The 18,205-nt window shown below is 33.6% G+C and carries 19 protein-coding genes; 13 read left to right on the top strand and 6 right to left on the bottom strand.

Annotated features, from left to right (window positions below; genetic code table 11):
• Positions 1–226: 226 nt before the first annotated feature.
• Positions 227–799: an adenylate kinase gene (locus AC1DVP_RS09055; RefSeq protein ID WP_477183175.1), complete on the bottom strand. Its 573-nt coding sequence runs from the start codon at positions 797–799 to the stop codon at positions 227–229.
• 44 nt (positions 800–843) lie between these two features.
• Entirely contained in the window at positions 844–1,374 is a 531-nt protein-coding gene (gene hpt, locus AC1DVP_RS09050) for a hypoxanthine phosphoribosyltransferase (RefSeq protein WP_219316764.1), read from the bottom strand.
• A gap of 88 nt (positions 1,375–1,462) precedes the next feature.
• Here hpt and AC1DVP_RS09045 point away from each other — a divergent pair, with 88 nt between their 5' ends.
• The 4 genes from AC1DVP_RS09045 to AC1DVP_RS09030 all read left to right on the top strand — a co-directional run bounded on the left by AC1DVP_RS09045 (position 1,463) and on the right by AC1DVP_RS09030 (position 6,141).
• Positions 1,463–2,011 (top strand): hypothetical protein, encoded by a 549-nt coding sequence (locus AC1DVP_RS09045; protein WP_477183174.1) that lies wholly within the window; start codon positions 1,463–1,465, stop codon positions 2,009–2,011.
• A gap of 81 nt (positions 2,012–2,092) precedes the next feature.
• Positions 2,093–3,247 carry a 5-(carboxyamino)imidazole ribonucleotide synthase gene (locus AC1DVP_RS09040; protein WP_477183173.1) on the top strand — a complete coding sequence of 385 codons (1,155 nt, stop codon included), beginning with the start codon at positions 2,093–2,095 and terminating at the stop codon, positions 3,245–3,247.
• Between the two features lie 85 nt (positions 3,248–3,332).
• Positions 3,333–3,818, top strand: coding sequence for a 5-(carboxyamino)imidazole ribonucleotide mutase (purE, locus tag AC1DVP_RS09035; protein WP_477183172.1), 486 nt, complete (start codon positions 3,333–3,335; stop codon positions 3,816–3,818).
• Between the two features lie 295 nt (positions 3,819–4,113).
• Complete coding sequence (locus AC1DVP_RS09030; RefSeq protein WP_477183171.1) at positions 4,114–6,141, top strand: M3 family metallopeptidase; 2,028 nt, start codon at positions 4,114–4,116, stop codon at positions 6,139–6,141.
• Positions 6,142–6,369: 228 nt separating this feature from the next.
• On the opposite strand, the gene AC1DVP_RS09025 is transcribed toward AC1DVP_RS09030, so the two are convergent.
• A complete protein-coding gene (locus tag AC1DVP_RS09025) occupies positions 6,370–6,990 on the bottom strand; it encodes a hypothetical protein (RefSeq protein WP_477183170.1) in 621 nt (206 codons plus the stop codon).
• A gap of 252 nt (positions 6,991–7,242) precedes the next feature.
• Entirely contained in the window at positions 7,243–7,467 is a 225-nt protein-coding gene (locus AC1DVP_RS09020) for a hypothetical protein (RefSeq protein ID WP_477183169.1), read from the bottom strand.
• A gap of 301 nt (positions 7,468–7,768) precedes the next feature.
• Between AC1DVP_RS09020 and AC1DVP_RS09015 the strand changes: the two genes are divergently transcribed.
• The 5 genes from AC1DVP_RS09015 (at position 7,769) to AC1DVP_RS08995 (ending at position 10,495) form a co-directional block, all read left to right on the top strand.
• Positions 7,769–8,272 (top strand): GbsR/MarR family transcriptional regulator, encoded by a 504-nt coding sequence (locus AC1DVP_RS09015; RefSeq protein ID WP_477183168.1) that lies wholly within the window; start codon positions 7,769–7,771, stop codon positions 8,270–8,272.
• Between the two features lie 67 nt (positions 8,273–8,339).
• Positions 8,340–8,687 carry a hypothetical protein gene (locus AC1DVP_RS09010; RefSeq protein WP_477183167.1) on the top strand — a complete coding sequence of 116 codons (348 nt, stop codon included), beginning with the start codon at positions 8,340–8,342 and terminating at the stop codon, positions 8,685–8,687.
• A 19-nt stretch (positions 8,688–8,706) separates the two neighbouring features.
• Positions 8,707–9,078, top strand: coding sequence for a hypothetical protein (locus AC1DVP_RS09005; protein ID WP_477183166.1), 372 nt, complete (start codon positions 8,707–8,709; stop codon positions 9,076–9,078).
• 17 nt (positions 9,079–9,095) lie between these two features.
• Positions 9,096–10,043 carry a hypothetical protein gene (locus AC1DVP_RS09000; protein WP_477183165.1) on the top strand — a complete coding sequence of 316 codons (948 nt, stop codon included), beginning with the start codon at positions 9,096–9,098 and terminating at the stop codon, positions 10,041–10,043.
• 2 nt (positions 10,044–10,045) lie between these two features.
• Complete coding sequence (locus tag AC1DVP_RS08995; protein ID WP_477183164.1) at positions 10,046–10,495, top strand: SRPBCC family protein; 450 nt, start codon at positions 10,046–10,048, stop codon at positions 10,493–10,495.
• 83 nt (positions 10,496–10,578) lie between these two features.
• Here AC1DVP_RS08995 and AC1DVP_RS08990 read toward each other — a convergent pair whose 3' ends face one another.
• Both AC1DVP_RS08990 and AC1DVP_RS08985 read right to left on the bottom strand, forming a co-directional pair.
• Entirely contained in the window at positions 10,579–10,989 is a 411-nt protein-coding gene (locus tag AC1DVP_RS08990) for a DUF1842 domain-containing protein (protein WP_477183163.1), read from the bottom strand.
• Positions 10,990–11,598: 609 nt separating this feature from the next.
• Complete coding sequence (locus tag AC1DVP_RS08985) at positions 11,599–12,411, bottom strand: UbiA prenyltransferase family protein (protein ID WP_477183162.1); 813 nt, start codon at positions 12,409–12,411, stop codon at positions 11,599–11,601.
• Positions 12,412–12,631: 220 nt separating this feature from the next.
• On the opposite strand from AC1DVP_RS08985, the gene gcvP reads away from it, so the two are divergent.
• The 4 genes from gcvP to AC1DVP_RS08965 all read left to right on the top strand — a co-directional run bounded on the left by gcvP (position 12,632) and on the right by AC1DVP_RS08965 (position 18,193).
• Entirely contained in the window at positions 12,632–15,481 is a 2,850-nt protein-coding gene (gene gcvP, locus AC1DVP_RS08980; RefSeq protein ID WP_477183161.1) for an aminomethyl-transferring glycine dehydrogenase, read from the top strand.
• 570 nt (positions 15,482–16,051) lie between these two features.
• Complete coding sequence (locus AC1DVP_RS08975; RefSeq protein ID WP_477183160.1) at positions 16,052–16,489, top strand: MoaF-related domain-containing protein; 438 nt, start codon at positions 16,052–16,054, stop codon at positions 16,487–16,489.
• 19 nt (positions 16,490–16,508) lie between these two features.
• Complete coding sequence (locus AC1DVP_RS08970) at positions 16,509–17,132, top strand: Crp/Fnr family transcriptional regulator (RefSeq protein ID WP_477183159.1); 624 nt, start codon at positions 16,509–16,511, stop codon at positions 17,130–17,132.
• A gap of 77 nt (positions 17,133–17,209) precedes the next feature.
• A complete protein-coding gene (locus tag AC1DVP_RS08965; RefSeq protein WP_477183158.1) occupies positions 17,210–18,193 on the top strand; it encodes a catalase family peroxidase in 984 nt (327 codons plus the stop codon).
• Positions 18,194–18,205: the final 12 nt, after the last annotated feature.

Raw genomic sequence — 18,205 nt, 5'->3', positions numbered from 1 at the left:
AATTCGTTTATATATTGGATTTTATGAAATCCCTTTGTAGCGTAATCTTATTTTAATAGCCCAGATGGAAGTGAAAAGCTCGCTGCTATAAAAAACTAATTTTTCCTGTTATAAAAGAGCGACCGGCGGAAACTCCTTTTATGACATAGAAAAATAGTTTTTTTATGGCTGTGACTTGAAACGTACAGCTGGACACGAGCAAAGCGAACTGGCGAAACAGATGCTCCTATAAATTATCGATAACCGCAGTAAGTCTTTCTGTAATTTCCTGAATAGTTCCTATTCCGTTTACAGCATGAAACTTATTTTGGCCTTTGTAATATCCTATCAGCGGAGCCGTTTTTTCATTGTATTCCTGGTAACGGTTTCTGATTTTTTCTTCATCTTGGTCGTCTACTCTTCCGCTGGTTTTTCCTCTTTCCAGCAATCTAGCCACTAAGATATTGTCGTCGGCTTCCAGAGCAACAGTTCCATTTACTTTTGAGCCAATAGTTGGCAAAAAGGCATCCAGTGCTTCGGCTTGCGCAATTGTTCTCGGATAACCGTCAAATAAAATTCCGTTTGAATCCAAGTGTTTGTTCACCTCATCAATAAGCATTTTTGTTGTCAATTCGTCTGGAACCAAATCTCCAGCATCCATAAAAACTCTTGCTTCTTTTCCTAATGGAGTATCGTTTTTCAAATTGTAGCGAAAAACATCTCCAGTAGAAATATGTGTTAATTTGTATTTTTCTTTTAAAAATTCTGCCTGAGTTCCTTTTCCAGCCCCCGGCTTTCCAAATAAAATTATATTAATCATTCCTTTGTTATATGTGGTTTTTACTATTTTTAGTTATCTTTTGGTTATTCTTTTAACTGATACACTTCGGGTAAATTCCTGCCTAAACCATCGTAATCCAATCCAAAACCAACGATGAATTTATTTGGAATTCGAATTCCGACATAATCAATTTTTAAGTCTTTTTTGAATGCATCTGGCTTGAAGAAAAGTGTGGCGATTTTAAAATGCTTTACATTTTGGCTTTTAAACAGTTTTTTCAGTTCTTCTAATGTATTTCCTGTATCGATAATATCCTCTATAACAATTACTGTGCGTCCCGTTAAATCTTGGTTCAACCCAATTAATTGCTTAACCGATTCTGTAGAGGATGTTCCTTCGTAGGAAGCCAATTTGATAAATGAAACTTCGCAGGGTTTTTTGTATAATTTTAAAAAATCAGAAACTACCATAAAAGAACCATTCAGTACTCCAATAAAAATTGGCGTTTCGTCAAAAAAATCGTCTTCTATTTGTGCTACCATTTTTTCAATAGCAAAGTTTATTTCTTTGGCTGAAATAAACGGAACAAATTGTTTATCGTGTAGTTGTATCACAGTTTAAAGTTTTAAAATATTTGGCAAAGATAGGGATTTCACTTTTGACAATTGTCAATTGATTTGTACTTTTAAATCAAAAACAGAAATGATGGTCACCGAATTCCAAAAAAATTTAGATTATGTAACCGGACATAGAGCCAATAGGCAAAAATATGCCGATGAAGTCCTTAATAATCTGGAACTTTTTCCTGAGTTAATCCAACTCTGTTTTCATATTTCGAACAAAAATTCATCCAAAGCCTGTTGGATTCTGGAATTTGTGTCTTACCAGGAATTGGAATGGCTTACAGCACATTTGGATTTTTTCTGTTCCCAAATCAAAAACCTTAAAGACGAAAGCGCCATACGCCCAATTGCCAAAATCTGCCAGCTTTTGGTATTTTCCCATTATAAAGAAAAGAAAGTAATTCTTTCCGAAAAACATTTGGAAGAAATTATAGAAAGCTCTTTTGACTGGCTGATTAACGATACCAAAGTAGCTTCCAAAGCGTATTCAATGCGTACTTTATATCTTTTGGGACAACATTATGACTGGATACACCCCGAATTGAAAACTATAATTGTCAAAGATTTCCCAAATCACAGTGCCGCATACAAGGCTGTCGCCAAAGAAGTTTTGAAGAAAATAAAATAGCATTTTCCTATTCGATTAGGAAGAAGTATCTTTGTACTCTTAAGGCAATATGTCTGAACAGACAAAGTAAATACAATCACAATGAACTATTTTTCATCCCATTTCAAATTAGGCATACTCGGTGGCGGACAATTAGGCAAAATGCTGTTGTTTGACACCCGAAAATTTGACATTCAAACGTATGTACTCGATCCAAGTGATGAAGCTCCCAGCAGAATCGCCTGCAATCATTTTTTTCAAGGTGATTTAATKGATTTTGAAACCGTTTATAATTTTGGAAAACAAGTAGATGTTTTGACTTTTGAAATTGAATTGGTCAATCTTGATGCATTGGAAAAATTAGAAAACGAAGGCAAAAAAGTATATCCTTCGCCAAAAACGCTGAAATTGATTCAGAACAAAGGCATTCAGAAAGATTTTTATATCAAAAACAATATCCCAACAGCTCCTTTTAAAAGATATGCCACTTTAAAAGACCTGGTTGTTGATTTAGTAGATTCTAATATTGAGTTTCCTTTTGTATGGAAATGTACCGAATTTGGATATGACGGAAACGGAGTAAAAATCATCAGACAAACATCTGATTTGGAAAATTTACCAAATGTAGAGTGCATTGCCGAAACAATGGTTCCTTTCAAAAATGAATTGGCAGTAATTGTGTGCCGCAATCCGCAGGGAGAAATAAAAACATATCCTGTGGTAGAAATGGAATTTCATCCCGAAGCCAATCAGGTTGAATATGTAATTTGCCCTGCTCGAATAGACGATAAAGTGGCCGAAAAAGCCAGAGCAATTGCATTAAATGTTTCTCAGCAATTTAATCATGTTGGTCTTTTAGCAGTTGAAATGTTTCAAACCGAAGATGATGAAATCCTAGTAAATGAAGTTGCTCCCCGCCCGCATAATTCAGGCCATTATTCCATTGAAGCCAGCTTTACTTCGCAATTTGAAAACCATTTGCGTGCCATTCTAGACTTACCTCTTGGAAACACAGACAGTAAAGTAGCGGGAATTATGGTAAACCTAGTGGGCGCCGAAGGTTTTTCGGGAGATGTCATTTACGAAAACATTGAGAAAATATTAAGCTGGAATGGAGTTACCCCTCACATTTACGGCAAGAAAGAAACCCGTCCTTTTAGAAAAATGGGACACGTCACGATAGTAAATGAAGACATAAACGAAGCAAGAAGGATTGCCGAGGATGTCAAGAATACGATTAGAGTGATTTCACAATAATTAAAAAATTTAAAGATTGAAAAATTTAAAGATTAATGTAGTAATTTTTAAATCTTTCAATCATTTAATCTTTAAATAAAAAACAATGAGCAAAGTAGCCATAATAATGGGAAGCATATCGGATATGCCGGTAATGCAGGACGCCATAGACATTTTAAAAGGATTTGACATAGCTGTAGAAGTCGATATTGTTTCGGCGCACAGAACACCGGAAAAATTATTTGATTTCAGCAAAAATGCCCATACTCGAGGTATCTCCGTAATTATAGCCGGAGCCGGAGGTGCGGCACATTTGCCGGGAATGGTGGCATCAATGTCTCCGCTTCCAGTAATTGGTGTTCCTGTAAAATCAAGCAACTCAATTGATGGCTGGGATAGCGTTTTATCTATTTTGCAAATGCCAGGAGGTGTTCCTGTAGCCACTGTAGCCTTAAACGGAGCAAAAAATGCCGGAATCCTTGCTGCTCAAATTATTGGCAGTGCCGACAAAATTATTTTAGACAAAATCATTTCTTACAAAGAAGGTCTTAAAGAAGCTGTTTACAAGTCTTCTGAAAATTTGAATAAATAAAAAAAGCTCCTGAAAATGGAGCTTTTTTTGATATTGTAAAATTCTAAACTTGGGGGAGTTTAATTTTATCAATATATAGTGGTATTTATATAAATTTCTTTTGCGATTTGGGGACAAAAAGAGTTTTATTTTTCGACTGAATTAATTTAGCGTTAACTAATTATTCGGCAAAAGTATATAAATAATCGATTAAGTACATCTTCTTTTTTAAATTTTAACATATTTTTCTTGTTTTTTACCCTTAACACAAAACCTTTTACGATCAATCATTTGAGATAAAACAGAACATAGAATTATGAATATATTACTACAAAAATTTGACACCAAGCTAGATACTGCACCATTTTCAAAGATAAATAACGAAGATTATCTTCCTGCATTTCAAGAAGCAATTGTCTTGGCTAAAGCGGAAATTGACGTCATTATAAATAATAAGGAAAATCCTACTTTTGAAAACACAATCGAAGCATTATCTTTCAGCGGAGATACTTTAGACCGTATTTCAAGTATTTTTTTCAATTTAAATTCTGCTGAAACGAGTGACGAAATGCAAAAAATCGCTCAGGACGTTTCACCCTTATTATCTGAATTTGGGAATGACGTTCGCTTGAATGCAGCTTTATTTGCCAAGGTAAAAACGGTTTACGACCAAAGAGATTCTTTGAAACTAAATCCAGAACAAGCTACCCTTCTGGACAAACAATACAAAAGCTTTTCCCGAAATGGAGCCAATTTACCTGAAGACAAGAAAAATCAGTTACGGGAAATCGACAAAGAATTATCGAAACTGAGCTTGCAATTTGGTGAAAATCTTTTAGCAGAAACCAATGCTTTCGAATTGCATCTAACCGATTACAACCATTTAGCTGGTTTACCGGAAGGAACAATCGAAGCAGCCCGTTCATTGGCGAAAGCCCAAGAAAAAGAAGGCTGGATTTTTACTTTGGACTACCCAAGCTACATCCCGTTTGTTACGTATGCAGACAACCGCGAATTACGAAAAAAAATAGCTATTGCTTTTGGCGCCAGAGGTTTTCAAAATAACGAATTTGACAATCAGGAGATCGTTCTGAAAATTGCCAAACTGCGTTTTGAAAGAGCCAATCTTTTGGGATACAAAACCCACGCTCATTTTGTCCTTGAAGAGCGTATGGCCGAAAGCCCTGAAAAAGTATTGTCCTTTTCCAATGATTTATTGGCCAAAGCCAAACCAGCAGCCCAAAAAGAATTTAATCAATTATCGGCTTTCGCCAAAGAACTTGATGGCATCGAACAGCTTGAAAAATGGGATAGCGCATATTATTCGGAGAAGTTAAAACAGCAATTGTTCAATTTGGATGATGAGAAATTAAAACCGTATTTCCAGTTGGAGAAAGTATTGAATGGCGCTTTTACCATTGCTAAAAAACTGTATGGACTGACTTTTACCGAAGTTTTTGATATTGACAAATACCACGACGAAGTTACCACTTATGAAGTGACAGACAAAAACAACGAACTAGTTGCTGTTTTCTACGCTGATTTCTTTCCAAGAAAAGGCAAACGAAACGGTGCCTGGATGACTTCTTTCAAATCGCAATACATCAAAGACGGCATAAACGAAAGACCACATATTTCGAATGTCTGCAACTTTACAAAACCTACAGAAACCAAACCATCGCTTTTGACGTTTAACGAAGTGACGACTTTGTTTCATGAATTTGGTCACGGATTGCATGGAATGTTGGCTAATACAGTTTATCCAAATCTTTCGGGAACATCTGTTTATTGGGATTTTGTAGAATTACCAAGTCAGATTATGGAAAACTGGTGTTACGAACCGGAAGCTTTGGCTTTATTTGCACATCATTATGAAACCGGCGAAGTGATCCCTCAGGAATATGTAGAAAAAATCAAAGAAAGTGCAAGTTTTCAAGAAGGTTTGGCAACAATGCGCCAATTGAGTTTTGGATTATTGGATATGGCTTGGCACGGACAAGATCCAACGAATATTACTGACATCAAAACATTCGAAACAGAGCAATTTGCATCTACCCAATTATATCCTGATGTAAAAGAAAATGCAATGAGTACCGCTTTTTCCCATATTTTTCAAGGAGGTTATTCTTCTGGATATTACAGTTACAAATGGGCAGAAGTTCTAGATGCTGATGCATTTGATTATTTCCTAGAAGAAGGAATATTTAATACCGAAGTAGCACAGAAATTCAAAGAAAATGTACTTTCCAAAGGCGGAACTGAGCATCCTATGATTTTATACAAACGTTTTAGAGGGCAGGAACCAAAACCGGATGCTTTATTGAAGAGAGCGGGGTTGGTTTAGATTTTTAGAAATTTATAACAATAGAAAACCGAAGTAGAGATGCTTCGGTTTTTTTATATATTATTCTGTAATGTTGAATTTTGTGCCAACTTATTTTAGGATGATTCAGAAGTTAAAAATGATTCACAACGCTTAACAATTGATCTTCTAGTGACATGTCTACCTGTTACTAAAAAGACGATAGTAGCTACTCAATCGAATACGTTCTCTTTTTACAAGTTATGAACTTTATTTTTGACTATCTATCATGAAGGTGTATCCTTCTTCTGCATTTCCATTCAAGGAGATATTCACTTCTGTTATCCCTTCCAAATCTTGTTCGAAAAAGGAATCAGTATTCAATACTTCCGAATTGATTAACTGACTTTCTTCAATCTCTGATGCAATGCCCCAATACAATTTTGGCTTAAGTACAAAAGTGGCTTTTTGACCAAAGCCCACAATGTTTTTTGTAAGCATTACTTTATTGTCTTTGTACAAAGAAGCACTCACACCGTCTTCTATGTTGGCGTCATTATTTACATCAATAGATTTTGTATCTGAAGCGTTCCCGTTTGCAACAAGAACAATTCCTGTATCATTTTGGCTTACCGTATAACGTTTACCAATCTCTGATGGTAAAACTTGTGTCTTATTCATTCCGTCTTGCCATGTAGCTCCAACTTCAGTAAAGATTGGGTAAACAAAACTACTTGATGAACCTCGCCCTATATTGGGAATGGTACGCCATACCACGCCTTCCTTCAATGTATCGAAGTTTGGTATTTCATTTTTAGCAAATACAAAAACCGTTGGAAGATCCCTGTTCATCGATTTATTCGTGTAGGTAATTTTAATATCTCTTTCCATTATTTATTTATTTATTTTTATGTTATTAATTATTCTTGATGTTCTATTTTAAAGTTATAACCAATCTCCGCATTCCCATTTAAAGAAACTGTCTTGAAAATAAATATTGTTCTTTTTCTTTTCGATAATAAAACTACAGACGAATCTAAATACAAACAGGCAAAATGACATAAGACAGGAATTCTTATACATGAAGTAGAATAAGGCTTACTATTAAGGATATAATAAAACAAAAATATTACAAAAATTAACTTACAAATACGTTGGATTTTTAGCTAAAGTTCTTTCGGCAAAAGCCAAAGAACAAAAACCACTCCCAATTATAATAAAATCGAAATACTCTTGCTCTAGAGTAATTTTCCAATCAGTTTCTGAAAGGAAAAAAATGTGATCCAAAACTTTTTGAGGCGTTGGATCTTGCGGTCCTGGTGTTGGAAAGCCATTAGCAAAATTCGGGCTTGATGAAAATGTAGTCATAATAGTTATTTTTTTTTTAGTTTGAATTTAGAATTTATCAAGAAATAAAACTTTAAGGAACAGGAACGATCCACATTTCCATTAAAAATAATGTCACTAAAGTATAAATAACTGTTATAAAGGAATTTTTTTGAGACATCAATTATAGCTGATGAAACAAATTCATCTTATTTGGCAATACCAAATACCATTTTAAGGACCCCGAATTATAGAAATAAAAAAACAAATAAACTTTCATTTATTTTTGAAAGTTTAAAAACTTTTACTTACATTTGTCTCAAGAAAAGGAAATAAATCCAAAATGGAATTCAAAGAAGCAAAAAATAAATTCGTACAAACCTGGGGAGCATTAGGTTCTCAATGGGGAATTAATAAAACCATGGCTCAGATTCATGCTTTATTAATGATATCAAACGAAGCAGTTTCTATGGAAGACATTATGGATGAATTACAAATTTCCCGTGGAAATGCAAGTATGAATTTAAGAGCATTGATGGATTGGGGAATTGTTTACAAAGAATATAAAGCAGGAGAACGCAGAGAATTCTTTACTGCCGAAAAAGATTTAGATGAACTGGCTTCAAAAATTGCAAGAGAGAGAAGTAAAAGAGAAATTAAGCCTGCCCTTAAAATTTTAAAAGAAGTTTCCTCGATTGAATCGAAAGATTCTGCTGAAGAAAAACACTTTGTTGATCAAACCACTAAATTGTATGATTTCGTTTTAAAAGCCGATAATATGTTAGACAAAATGACTGAATTCAACGAAAACTGGTTGGGGCGTTTGGTTATAAAAATCATGAAGTAAATTTCAAACTAAAAAAATTTAATCAAAACTTTCATTTTTTTCTGAAAGTTTAAAATAAAGTAAAATCATGAATTTCAATATCATTGGGTATTTTATTTACCTCTGCATCACGGCTCTTATTATTCTGAAAGTTGGTAAAATCTGCTATAAAAACGGAAATATTTATGTCGCAGAATTGATTCCAAATCATAGTGATTTATGCCAAAAAATAAATCAAATATTACTATTGGCCTATTATCTTTTGAACATTGGTTACTGCGCAATGACTTTGATTTCGTGGGAAAAAATACTTTCAACAAACCATCTTATTGAAGTCATAGCGATAAAAACAGCGATCATCGCTTTTATCATTTCTGCATTGCATTACACGAACATTATAATTATTACCAAATACATTCACAAATTAATTAAATAACACTTAAATACCTATTATTATGGAAACTACAAAAATTCTAATCGGTTACGCAATTTATTTACCAATTGCTCTTTTCTTAACTTATTATGTTTCAAGAACATTATTTCAAAACGGAAAAATCTACATGCTGGATATTTTCAGAGGCAGAGAGGAAATTGCAAAGGCAACAAACAAACTTTTTGAAACAGGATTCTATCTTCTCAATCTGGGTTTTGCACTAATGATTTTACAATTGAGTATTTATGACAACAGTTATCAATCACTTATTGAAGCCTTGAGCTATAAAATTGGAGGATTTTCTATCTACCTTGGATTAATGTTATTCCTGAATTTATATTTCTTTTTTAGAGGAAAAAGAAAAGCTAAAGAAGCTCAAACAGAGAACAATTAATTTATAAACCTAATATTATGAAATATTTAAAAATAATTATAATACCTGTTTTATTCGCCTTATTACTGCGAGTTATATTTGGCGCTTCTATTTTTGATAATTTTTTATCTGTAATGACTTGGACTTTTTTCATACTAGTTCCTGTTGCAATTGGAGCGTTAATAATTTATTATTCCAATATTGAAAAAGTAAAATCAATAACGTACAGAATATTTGCACCATGGCTACCTATTATTTTAGTAATTGCATTAACAATTTTGATAGGTTTAGAAGGCTGGGCCTGTTGGATAATGATTTCCCCATTATTTTTAATTTTTGGTTCCATCGGCGGATTAATAGCTGGCTATTTTAAAATTAAGAAAACAGAAAAAAATGAACGATTAAATCTATCCATACTAGTTTTCCTTCCTTTCGTAATCGGTCCAATTGAAAACAGTATTACATTAAATCCTGAAGTTTTTAAAACATACACATCGATTATCATAAACAGTAATAATAGAAGAATATGGGATAATGTAACTTCAGTTAAAGAAATAAAAGAAAAAGAAGACTCCTCAACTTTAACAAAGTGGCTGGGCTTTCCAAAGCCAATCAAAGCCGAGTTAGACAAACAAGAAATTGGTGGTTATCGAAAAGCAATTTTTGAAAAAGGTCTCATTTTTAATGAAACAGTTACCGAATACAAAGATTTAAAATTAATGAAATTTAAAATAAAAGCGAACACTTATGAAATTCCTTCTACAACTTTAGATGAGCACATTTTAATTGGTGGAGAATATTTTGATATGTTGGATGGCACATATGAATTAGAAAAAATATCTAAAAATCAATATAAATTAATTCTTTACAGCAATTTTTCAATGAAAACTACATTCAATTCTTATGCCGGAATTTGGGGAAACTGGATAATGAAAGACATTCAAAACAATATTTTAAAAGTAATTAAAGAAAGAAGTGAAAACTAAAAATGACAACAATCCATCTCACAACAAAAATTAACTCACCTATACAAACCGTTTTTGATGTTGCCAGAAATATCGACATCCATCAGCAATCAGCCAGCAAAACCAAAGAAAAAGTAATCGCTGGTGTAACATCCGGATTAATAAACTACGGTGAAACGGTAACTTGGTGCGGCAAACATTTTGGATTTTATCTCACACACAAAAGCCGAATTACTGCCATGACTTTTTACAACTATTTTGTTGATGAAATGGAAGAAGGAAAATTCAAAACCTTCAAGCACGAACATTTTTTTGAAGAAAAAAACGAAGTTACCATTATGACAGACAAACTGCAATATGAAACTCCGTTTGGTATTATTGGAGAATTATTTGATTACTTTCTTTTAAAAAGACATCTAACCAATTTCATTTTGGAACGAAATAAGGTTTTAAAAGAAATAGCTGAAGAATGAGTCAACTTATTGAGAAAGAAAAAAAAAGATTACCTAAATATCAGGTAATCTTTTTAAATCTTTAGCAAAAATATTAACTAAAACTAATTGCTCTCAACTAAACTATTTATTGATGCAACTGGTACATTTTCAACAGTATGATTCCAGTATGAAAAACCACCATGTCCGTTCCAAGCATTATCAACAGCCAAATGAGCATTGAATTCTGCTAAGAAAGAACCAATTGCCGGAGGAGGAACAGAGTGAACATATTGTCCATGAAGACTAACTACTTTTGTAACTTGTCCTAATCCTGTTGCATATATTTTTCCTGTTACCTGAACAACGATATGGCTATCAGGACCATTTATCGCCTGTGTAATTACAACTGTACCTGATACCGAGTGCTGTGATGGCACAACTACTAAACTAAATGTAGCGATAGGAGCACCAGGTGTTCCAACATTTCCGATTGTGCCTTTTACTAAATAAGCACCTGCTAATAAATCTGACATATTTTCTGTATTTCTATTTTTCTTACTCGTAAGGCTTTTCAGAACCGCCTCGTTTTTTAAAGTGGGTTCTGCTCCACTTTTCTATCTTAAAGTTATACCAAACAGATAGAGTTAAGTAAGAAAATGTTACAAAGTGAAGATTATACGCTACCAAAGAAAGAAAAGAAGTTATAAAACAGTTACTTTATTCAATCTGTATTTTCAAAAACCATAAATAAAAATAATATTTTAAATAAAAAAACATTAAATCCGACAAACACATAAAGACATGACTGTCATATAATTATATTTTAAAAAATAACTGGATAAAGAATATAAACTTTTTAAATTCACTCATAAAAGCCAAACAAAATAATAAATTCCCACAATTATTTTGCAGATAAGTAAAGTGGAAGCGAAGAAATAAAAACAGAAACATTTTCCTGAAGAAGAAAACGGAATCACAACTATGAAAGACAAACTGAATATGTAACTCCGTATGGAATTTTCGGAAAGCTATTTGATGTTTTATTTTTGAAAAGACACCAATCCAATTTCTTTCAGAAAAAATAATATTCTAAAAGAAATAAACCAACCTAAGAAATGAAGCAAAATAAAAAAATTAATTGATTACAAAAAAAGCACCATCAGCCACCAAAAAATAGGTACTGCTTCGACCCAAAATGAAGTATAATATTTAGATCTGTTTGTATTAGCAAAGACAATAAACAGACTCAGCATTGCAACCATAATCATATTAATAAAAAGGTCTTTATAATTGAATGTAGACAGTAATAATTCCAATAAACAAAACGGAACGAGCAAAGATAATCCTAAAATTTTAGTCCGCTTTACGCCTATCGTTTGCGGTACAGTCTGCAAATGCGGATCATCATTGGCTAAATCAAGAATCTCAAAAACTAAAATAAGCACAAAAACCAAAATAAACCGCTGGATGCATTTTATAAAAAAATCTGTTGTAAAGGGAATTCCTGCATTTATTAAGGGCAAAACCAAAGTCGCTCCCACCCAGCAAACAGCAACAATGTAAATTTTTACTCCAGCCCAGTTTCGGGCATTTTTTCTGTTTGGAAAAAAAGGAAGCGTATACAATGCCGTTATGGCAAGAATTCCAAAAGAAACCAATTGAGTAATTCTTTCTAATTGGAAAAAATAATAGCCTACTAAAACCAAAGAAACTAAACTCAAAAGAGCAATAATTTTTAATTGCTTTCTCATTGGCTTTTTTTTCACCCGAACTAAGGCATCATATTTAACAAAATTATACCCCATAATTGTTCCAAAAAAAACAAACAAAGCCATTGGCTCATCATACTGAATATGAAATACATGAAACGTAATCCGCACCAATGCATAGCAGGACAAAGCCACATGAATACTGCTATTCAAATAAAAATTCAATATCTGTCTCAATAGTTTCATTTCTTAAATCTAATCAATTATTAACAAATCAACTCTTTAGTTATAAATTTCACAAAAATTGAAGTTAAAAATACCCATTAAATTATTAATAATACTTAATTTTGCGCCACAAAAAAACAACACATTTACTGTAAAATGTAATAATCCTGGTATAAACTTTATTTAAACAAAGAATATGCTCTGCAGATTACATTCTTTTTTAAAAAATAGATAGCTACAAATGAGAACAGATGCTTTTGCTTTAAGACACATTGGTCCAAGAGAAACAGATCTTCAACACATGTTAAAAACCATTGGAGTTGAATCGATCGAACAACTTGTTTACGAAACACTTCCTGACGACATTCGTTTAAAAGCACCTTTAAACTTAGATCCGGCAATGACAGAATATGAGTTTTCAAACCATATTCAACAATTAGGAAATAAAAATAAAATCTTCAAAACCTACATTGGATTAGGATATAACGCAGCAATTGTTCCTGCAGTTATTCAAAGAAATGTTTTTGAAAACCCGGGATGGTACACCGCTTATACACCATACCAAGCTGAAATCGCTCAAGGCCGTCTTGAAGCAATCTTAAATTTCCAGACTACAGTTATTGAGTTGACAGGAATGGAAATCGCAAATGCTTCCTTACTCGATGAAGGAACTGCCGCTGCCGAAGCTATGGCTTTATTGCTGGACGTTCGTTCCCGCGATCAAAAGAAAAACAACGTAAATAAATTTTTCGTTTCCGAAGAAATTTTACCTCAAACCCTTTCAGTTTTACAAACTCGTGCGACTCCAATTGGAGTTGAACTAATTATTGGAAACCACGAAACATTTGATTTTTCTGCTGAATTCTTCGGAGCTATTTTACAATACCCTGGAAAATACGGACAAGTTTATGATTATACCGCTTTTATTGAAAAAGCAGCAACAAACGAAATTAAAGTTGCCGTTGCTGCTGATATTTTAAGTTTGGCAAAATTAACGCCTCCTGGAGAAATGGGAGCTGCAGTTGTAGTGGGAACTACACAGCGTTTCGGAATTCCGTTAGGTTACGGCGGACCTCACGCTGCTTATTTTGCGACCAAAGAAGAATACAAACGCTCTATGCCTGGAAGAATCATCGGTGTAACCGTTGACACAAACGGAAACCGTGCGCTGCGTATGGCATTGCAGACACGTGAGCAGCACATCAAACGTGATAAAGCGACTTCAAATATTTGTACTGCACAGGTTTTACTTTCTGTAATGGCAGGAATGTACGCAGTATATCACGGGCCAAAAGGATTGCAATATATAGCTAATAAAGTACATGCATTAGCAGCTACTTTGGCAAATGAATTACAAAAACTAGGCGTTCAGCAAATCAACTCCGCTTTCTTTGACACTATTTTAGTGAAAGCTGAGGCCAAAAAAATAAAAGCAGTTGCCGAAGCTAACGAAGTAAACTTTTACTACGTTGACGAAAACACAATCTCGATTTCATTAAACGAAACTACAAGCGTTTCTGATGTAAATGATATCATTGCGATTTTTGCGGAAGCGTTATCATTAAAAGCAACTACAATATCTGAATTAACGGAAATCAATCATTTTCCAGATTCAGTAAACAGAACATCAGCTTTCTTAGAGCATGATGTTTTCAATAAACACCATTCGGAGACTGCTTTGATGCGTTACATCAAAATGTTGGAACGCAAAGATTTAGCATTGAATCACTCGATGATTTCGCTGGGTTCTTGCACCATGAAATTGAACGCTGCTGCCGAAATGCTGCCGTTAAGCAACCCAAATTGGAACAACATTCACCCTTTTGCACCGCTTGACCAAGCACAGGGATATCAGGAAATGTTGAAAAAACTAGAAGATCAGTTAAACGTTATTACTGGTTTTGCAGGCACAACTTTACAGCCAAATTCTGGTGCGCAGGGAGAATACGCAGGGCTTATGGTAATTCGTGCGTACCACTTATCTCGTGGAGACGATCATAGAAATATAGCTTTGATTCCTTCATCAGCTCATGGAACAAATCCAGCTTCCGCAGCTATGGCCGGTATGAAAGTAGTTGTTACAAAAACATTAGAAAACGGAAATATCGACATAGAAGATTTACGCGAAAAAGCAATCCTTCACAAAGACGATTTATCTTGTTTGATGGTAACATATCCATCTACTCACGGAGTTTTTGAAAGTGCTATTCAGGAAATTACAAAAATTATTCACGATAACGGCGGACAGGTTTATATGGACGGTGCCAACATGAACGCTCAAGTTGGATTAACAAATCCTGCCACTATTGGTGCCGATGTTTGTCACTTAAACTTACATAAAACATTCGCAATTCCTCACGGAGGCGGAGGTCCTGGAGTTGGTCCTATTTGCGTAGCACCGCAATTAGTTCCTTTCTTGCCTGGAAATCCCGTAATCCCAACAGGAGGAGAAACTGCTATTACGGCTATTTCTGCTGCACCTTGGGGTTCCGCTTTAGTTTGTTTGATTTCTTACGGATACATTTCAATGTTAGGAGCCGAAGGTTTAAAAAGCGCTACAGAACACGCTATTTTGAATGCTAATTACATCAAAGAAAAATTAAACGGACATTACGACACTTTATATTCTGGCGAGATGGGTCGTGCGGCTCACGAAATGATTTTGGAATGCCGTCCTTTCAAACAAAAAGGCATCGAAGTAACGGATATCGCAAAACGTTTGATGGATTACGGTTTCCACGCACCTACCGTATCTTTCCCAGTTGCCGGAACTTTAATGATCGAACCAACCGAAAGTGAAAACTTAGAAGAATTAGACCGTTTTTGTGACGCTATGATTTCGATCAGAAAAGAAATCGAAGCTGCAACAATCGAAGACAGCAATAATGTATTGAAAAATTCTCCTCACACTTTAGCCATGCTAACAACCGAGACATGGAATTTCCCTTATACAAGAGAACAAGCAGCTTTCCCATTGGAATACATTGCCGAAAACAAATTCTGGCCTAGCGTTCGCAGAGCCGATGATGCTTACGGAGACAGAAATTTAGTTTGCAGCTGTGCGCCAATCGAAGCATATATGGAAAGCTAGAATTTTAGATTTCAAATTATACAAAACCCTTTCAGTTTTTTAGCTGAAAGGGTTTCTTATTTTTATCAGAATCCGAAAAATTAGGAGCAGCAGTTTTCCGTTTTTCATCGGCCTCACTCCTGCTGTCCGCTGTATTCCCGATTTAGAAAAACTACGGCAAGAAAGCCTTGTTTTTCTAAATCGGGAGATGCCGCTTCCATCATGGCTAGTTTACAGCTTTAGTTTTTCAAAGCGCTTTTCAAAACATTGCACCGAGAAACAGAAAAGGAGCTAAAAACCCAATTTACCGAGAATGAAAAACGAATGGAATCATTGCAAACACAACTGCAGGTTTTAAAAAAATTCATAAAATAGAATAATTTTTAGAAAGCGAATTAAATACAGTCTAATGATTTGTAATCTTTATTAACTACTTTTGAAAAACAATAAAGCGAAACAAACTTTCGCTAATCTACCCAAATAAGGGTGTGTATACGAAGGTTTGTATCGTATATATACAAGTTCGCGGTAATGTAAGCGAGACGCAAAAAACACTAAATTGAAATAATTATTAAGTAGATAAACTGAAAAATGATAAAGAAAATAGGAATATTAATAATTATAAGTGGATTATTCTTTACAAGTTGTAACAATCAAAATTCAGATAAAAATTCAACAACTGAAATTAAAGAATCCAAATTAGACTTTGTTTTAATTGGAAAAAAAGGAATTATTACATTTCCTGAAATGAAAGCAGAAGTAATTTATATCTCTGATAGCACTTTACATTGGAAAACTACTGATAATAAAGGAGTAGTTGCAGAAGGCAATGAAAACATAAGTTATGAAAAATTAACAGATAATATATATTTCTTAAATTGGATAGAAAAAGATGGATGGACTGTAAGCCAAATAATAAATACAAAAGATGGAAAAGTAAAGGCTTATTGGAGTTTCAATGATGAAAAAAACTTGAGAGGTAAAAGAAGTTCAATGTTTGTTGATGCAAAATTTGAGTTTGCAAAATAAAAAACTGCTGTCTAAAGAAATGAATAATAAAACATTAGAACTTTGCTTGCCTGACTTTGGCATAGAGCTTATAAATGAACTTAAAGCGTTTGGAATAACCAAAAATTATGCTAACAATGACTTTGTAATCAAACAAGGACAGAATGTACGTTATTTACCAATTGTATTAAAAGGAAATATTAAAGTTTATAGTCAAGAAGAAAATTTACAATTTTTACTTTATTACATAAGTCAAGGCGAATCTTGTATTTTTAGTTTTGCACATTTGTTCAATAATGAACCGATAGATTTTTCGGCAATTTCTGAAGACAGTTCAGAAATACTACTCATTCCTATTGAAAAAGCAAAAGAATGGCTTATGAAATACCCAGCTTTTAACACCTTAATTTTAGATAATTTTCAGAAACATTACAACGATCTTTTACACACAACAAAACAAATTATTTGTTATAAAATTGAAGACCGACTTTGGAAATATTTAAAAGTTAAAAGTAAACTTGGCGATTCAAAAACAATTTCAATATCGCATAGAATTATTTCAGAGGATTTAGGTACAACTAGAGAAGTAATTTCAAGATTAATGAAAAAATTAGAAAATGACCAAAAAATAAGACAAGAAAATCGAACAATAATAATTTTATGATTGGTGACTTTTGATACCGTTTTTTATAATTGGTTTCTCTAACCTTGCGGATTATTAATTTTTAAAAAATATGAAATATGAAAAAGTTTAGAATTTCAATTGTTTTTGGTATGATACTAATGTCATCAGTCATTAAAGCTCAAACAACAAAAACTGAGTCAACACCTAATCAAATGGTGGAAGCTCTGCACGGAACTTTTGGAAAACACCCTAACGCAAGAGCTGTACACGCCAAAGGCATTATTGTAGAAGGTTTTTTTGAAGCAGATAAAAATGCTAAAAAAATCACAAAAGCAATTCAATTTCAAAACAAAAAAACATCAATAACGGTACGTTTTTCTGATTTTACAGGAATCCCAAATATCGCCGATACAATTGGACTTTCCAATCCAAGAGGATTAGCAATTAAATTTCATTTACCAAAAGGAGTAACAACAGATATTGTTACCCACAGTTATAATGGATTTCCCGTATCGAATACAGATGAATTTGTTAAATTGTTAGGTGCAATTGCAAAAAGTGGAGCAAATGCTGAAAAACCAACAGCTTTGGAACAATTTTTTGAAACTCACCCTATCGCCAAAACATTTTTGACTAGTCAAAAGCCAGCAACAACTAGCTTTGGTACAATTTCATATTATGGTGTAAATTCATATAAATTCACAAATGCGAAAGGCGAATCAAAATTTATAAGATACCAATTTATTCCAGAAGACGGAGAACAATTTTTAAGTAAAGAACAAATTGCAAAATCAAGTCCAAATTATTTATACGAGGAAATTAAAACTCATTTAGCAAACAAACCAGTTAAGTTCAAATTATATGCACAAATTGCCAATGCCGATGATATTGTAGCCGACCCTTCTATTGCTTGGTTAGACACAAGAGAACGCATCCTATTAGGTTCAATTACAATCACTAAAATTGGAGAAAATACTTTGGAGTCAGACAAACAATTACATTTTATTCCAAATAACATAACAGACGGAATAGAAACAGCCGACCCAATGTTAGAAGACCGTTCAAAAGCATATCCAATCTCTATAAAAGAACGTCAATAATTAAAATTAAAC

It is taken from the genome of Flavobacterium sp. P3_A6, from assembly GCF_056403035.1.
This window is presented reverse-complemented; position numbering and strand designations above follow the sequence as displayed.

Bases quoted from the DNA above. Each gene is read 5' to 3' on its own strand.
- AC1DVP_RS09055 (WP_477183175.1), bottom strand. From the start codon at position 799: ATGATTAATATAATTTTATTTGGAAAGCCGGGGGCTGGAAAAGGAACT.
- AC1DVP_RS09045 (WP_477183174.1), top strand. From the start codon at position 1,463: ATGATGGTCACCGAATTCCAAAAAAATTTAGATTATGTAACCGGACAT.
- purE (WP_477183172.1), top strand. From the start codon at position 3,333: ATGAGCAAAGTAGCCATAATAATGGGAAGCATATCGGATATGCCGGTA.
- AC1DVP_RS09030 (WP_477183171.1), top strand. From the start codon at position 4,114: ATGAATATATTACTACAAAAATTTGACACCAAGCTAGATACTGCACCA.
- AC1DVP_RS09025 (WP_477183170.1), bottom strand. From the start codon at position 6,990: ATGGAAAGAGATATTAAAATTACCTACACGAATAAATCGATGAACAGG.
- AC1DVP_RS09020 (WP_477183169.1), bottom strand. From the start codon at position 7,467: ATGACTACATTTTCATCAAGCCCGAATTTTGCTAATGGCTTTCCAACA.
- AC1DVP_RS09015 (WP_477183168.1), top strand. From the start codon at position 7,769: ATGGAATTCAAAGAAGCAAAAAATAAATTCGTACAAACCTGGGGAGCA.
- AC1DVP_RS09010 (WP_477183167.1), top strand. From the start codon at position 8,340: ATGAATTTCAATATCATTGGGTATTTTATTTACCTCTGCATCACGGCT.
- AC1DVP_RS09005 (WP_477183166.1), top strand. From the start codon at position 8,707: ATGGAAACTACAAAAATTCTAATCGGTTACGCAATTTATTTACCAATT.
- AC1DVP_RS09000 (WP_477183165.1), top strand. From the start codon at position 9,096: ATGAAATATTTAAAAATAATTATAATACCTGTTTTATTCGCCTTATTA.
- AC1DVP_RS08995 (WP_477183164.1), top strand. From the start codon at position 10,046: ATGACAACAATCCATCTCACAACAAAAATTAACTCACCTATACAAACC.
- AC1DVP_RS08990 (WP_477183163.1), bottom strand. From the start codon at position 10,989: ATGTCAGATTTATTAGCAGGTGCTTATTTAGTAAAAGGCACAATCGGA.
- AC1DVP_RS08985 (WP_477183162.1), bottom strand. From the start codon at position 12,411: ATGAAACTATTGAGACAGATATTGAATTTTTATTTGAATAGCAGTATT.
- gcvP (WP_477183161.1), top strand. From the start codon at position 12,632: ATGAGAACAGATGCTTTTGCTTTAAGACACATTGGTCCAAGAGAAACA.
- AC1DVP_RS08975 (WP_477183160.1), top strand. From the start codon at position 16,052: ATGATAAAGAAAATAGGAATATTAATAATTATAAGTGGATTATTCTTT.
- AC1DVP_RS08970 (WP_477183159.1), top strand. From the start codon at position 16,509: ATGAATAATAAAACATTAGAACTTTGCTTGCCTGACTTTGGCATAGAG.
- AC1DVP_RS08965 (WP_477183158.1), top strand. From the start codon at position 17,210: ATGAAAAAGTTTAGAATTTCAATTGTTTTTGGTATGATACTAATGTCA.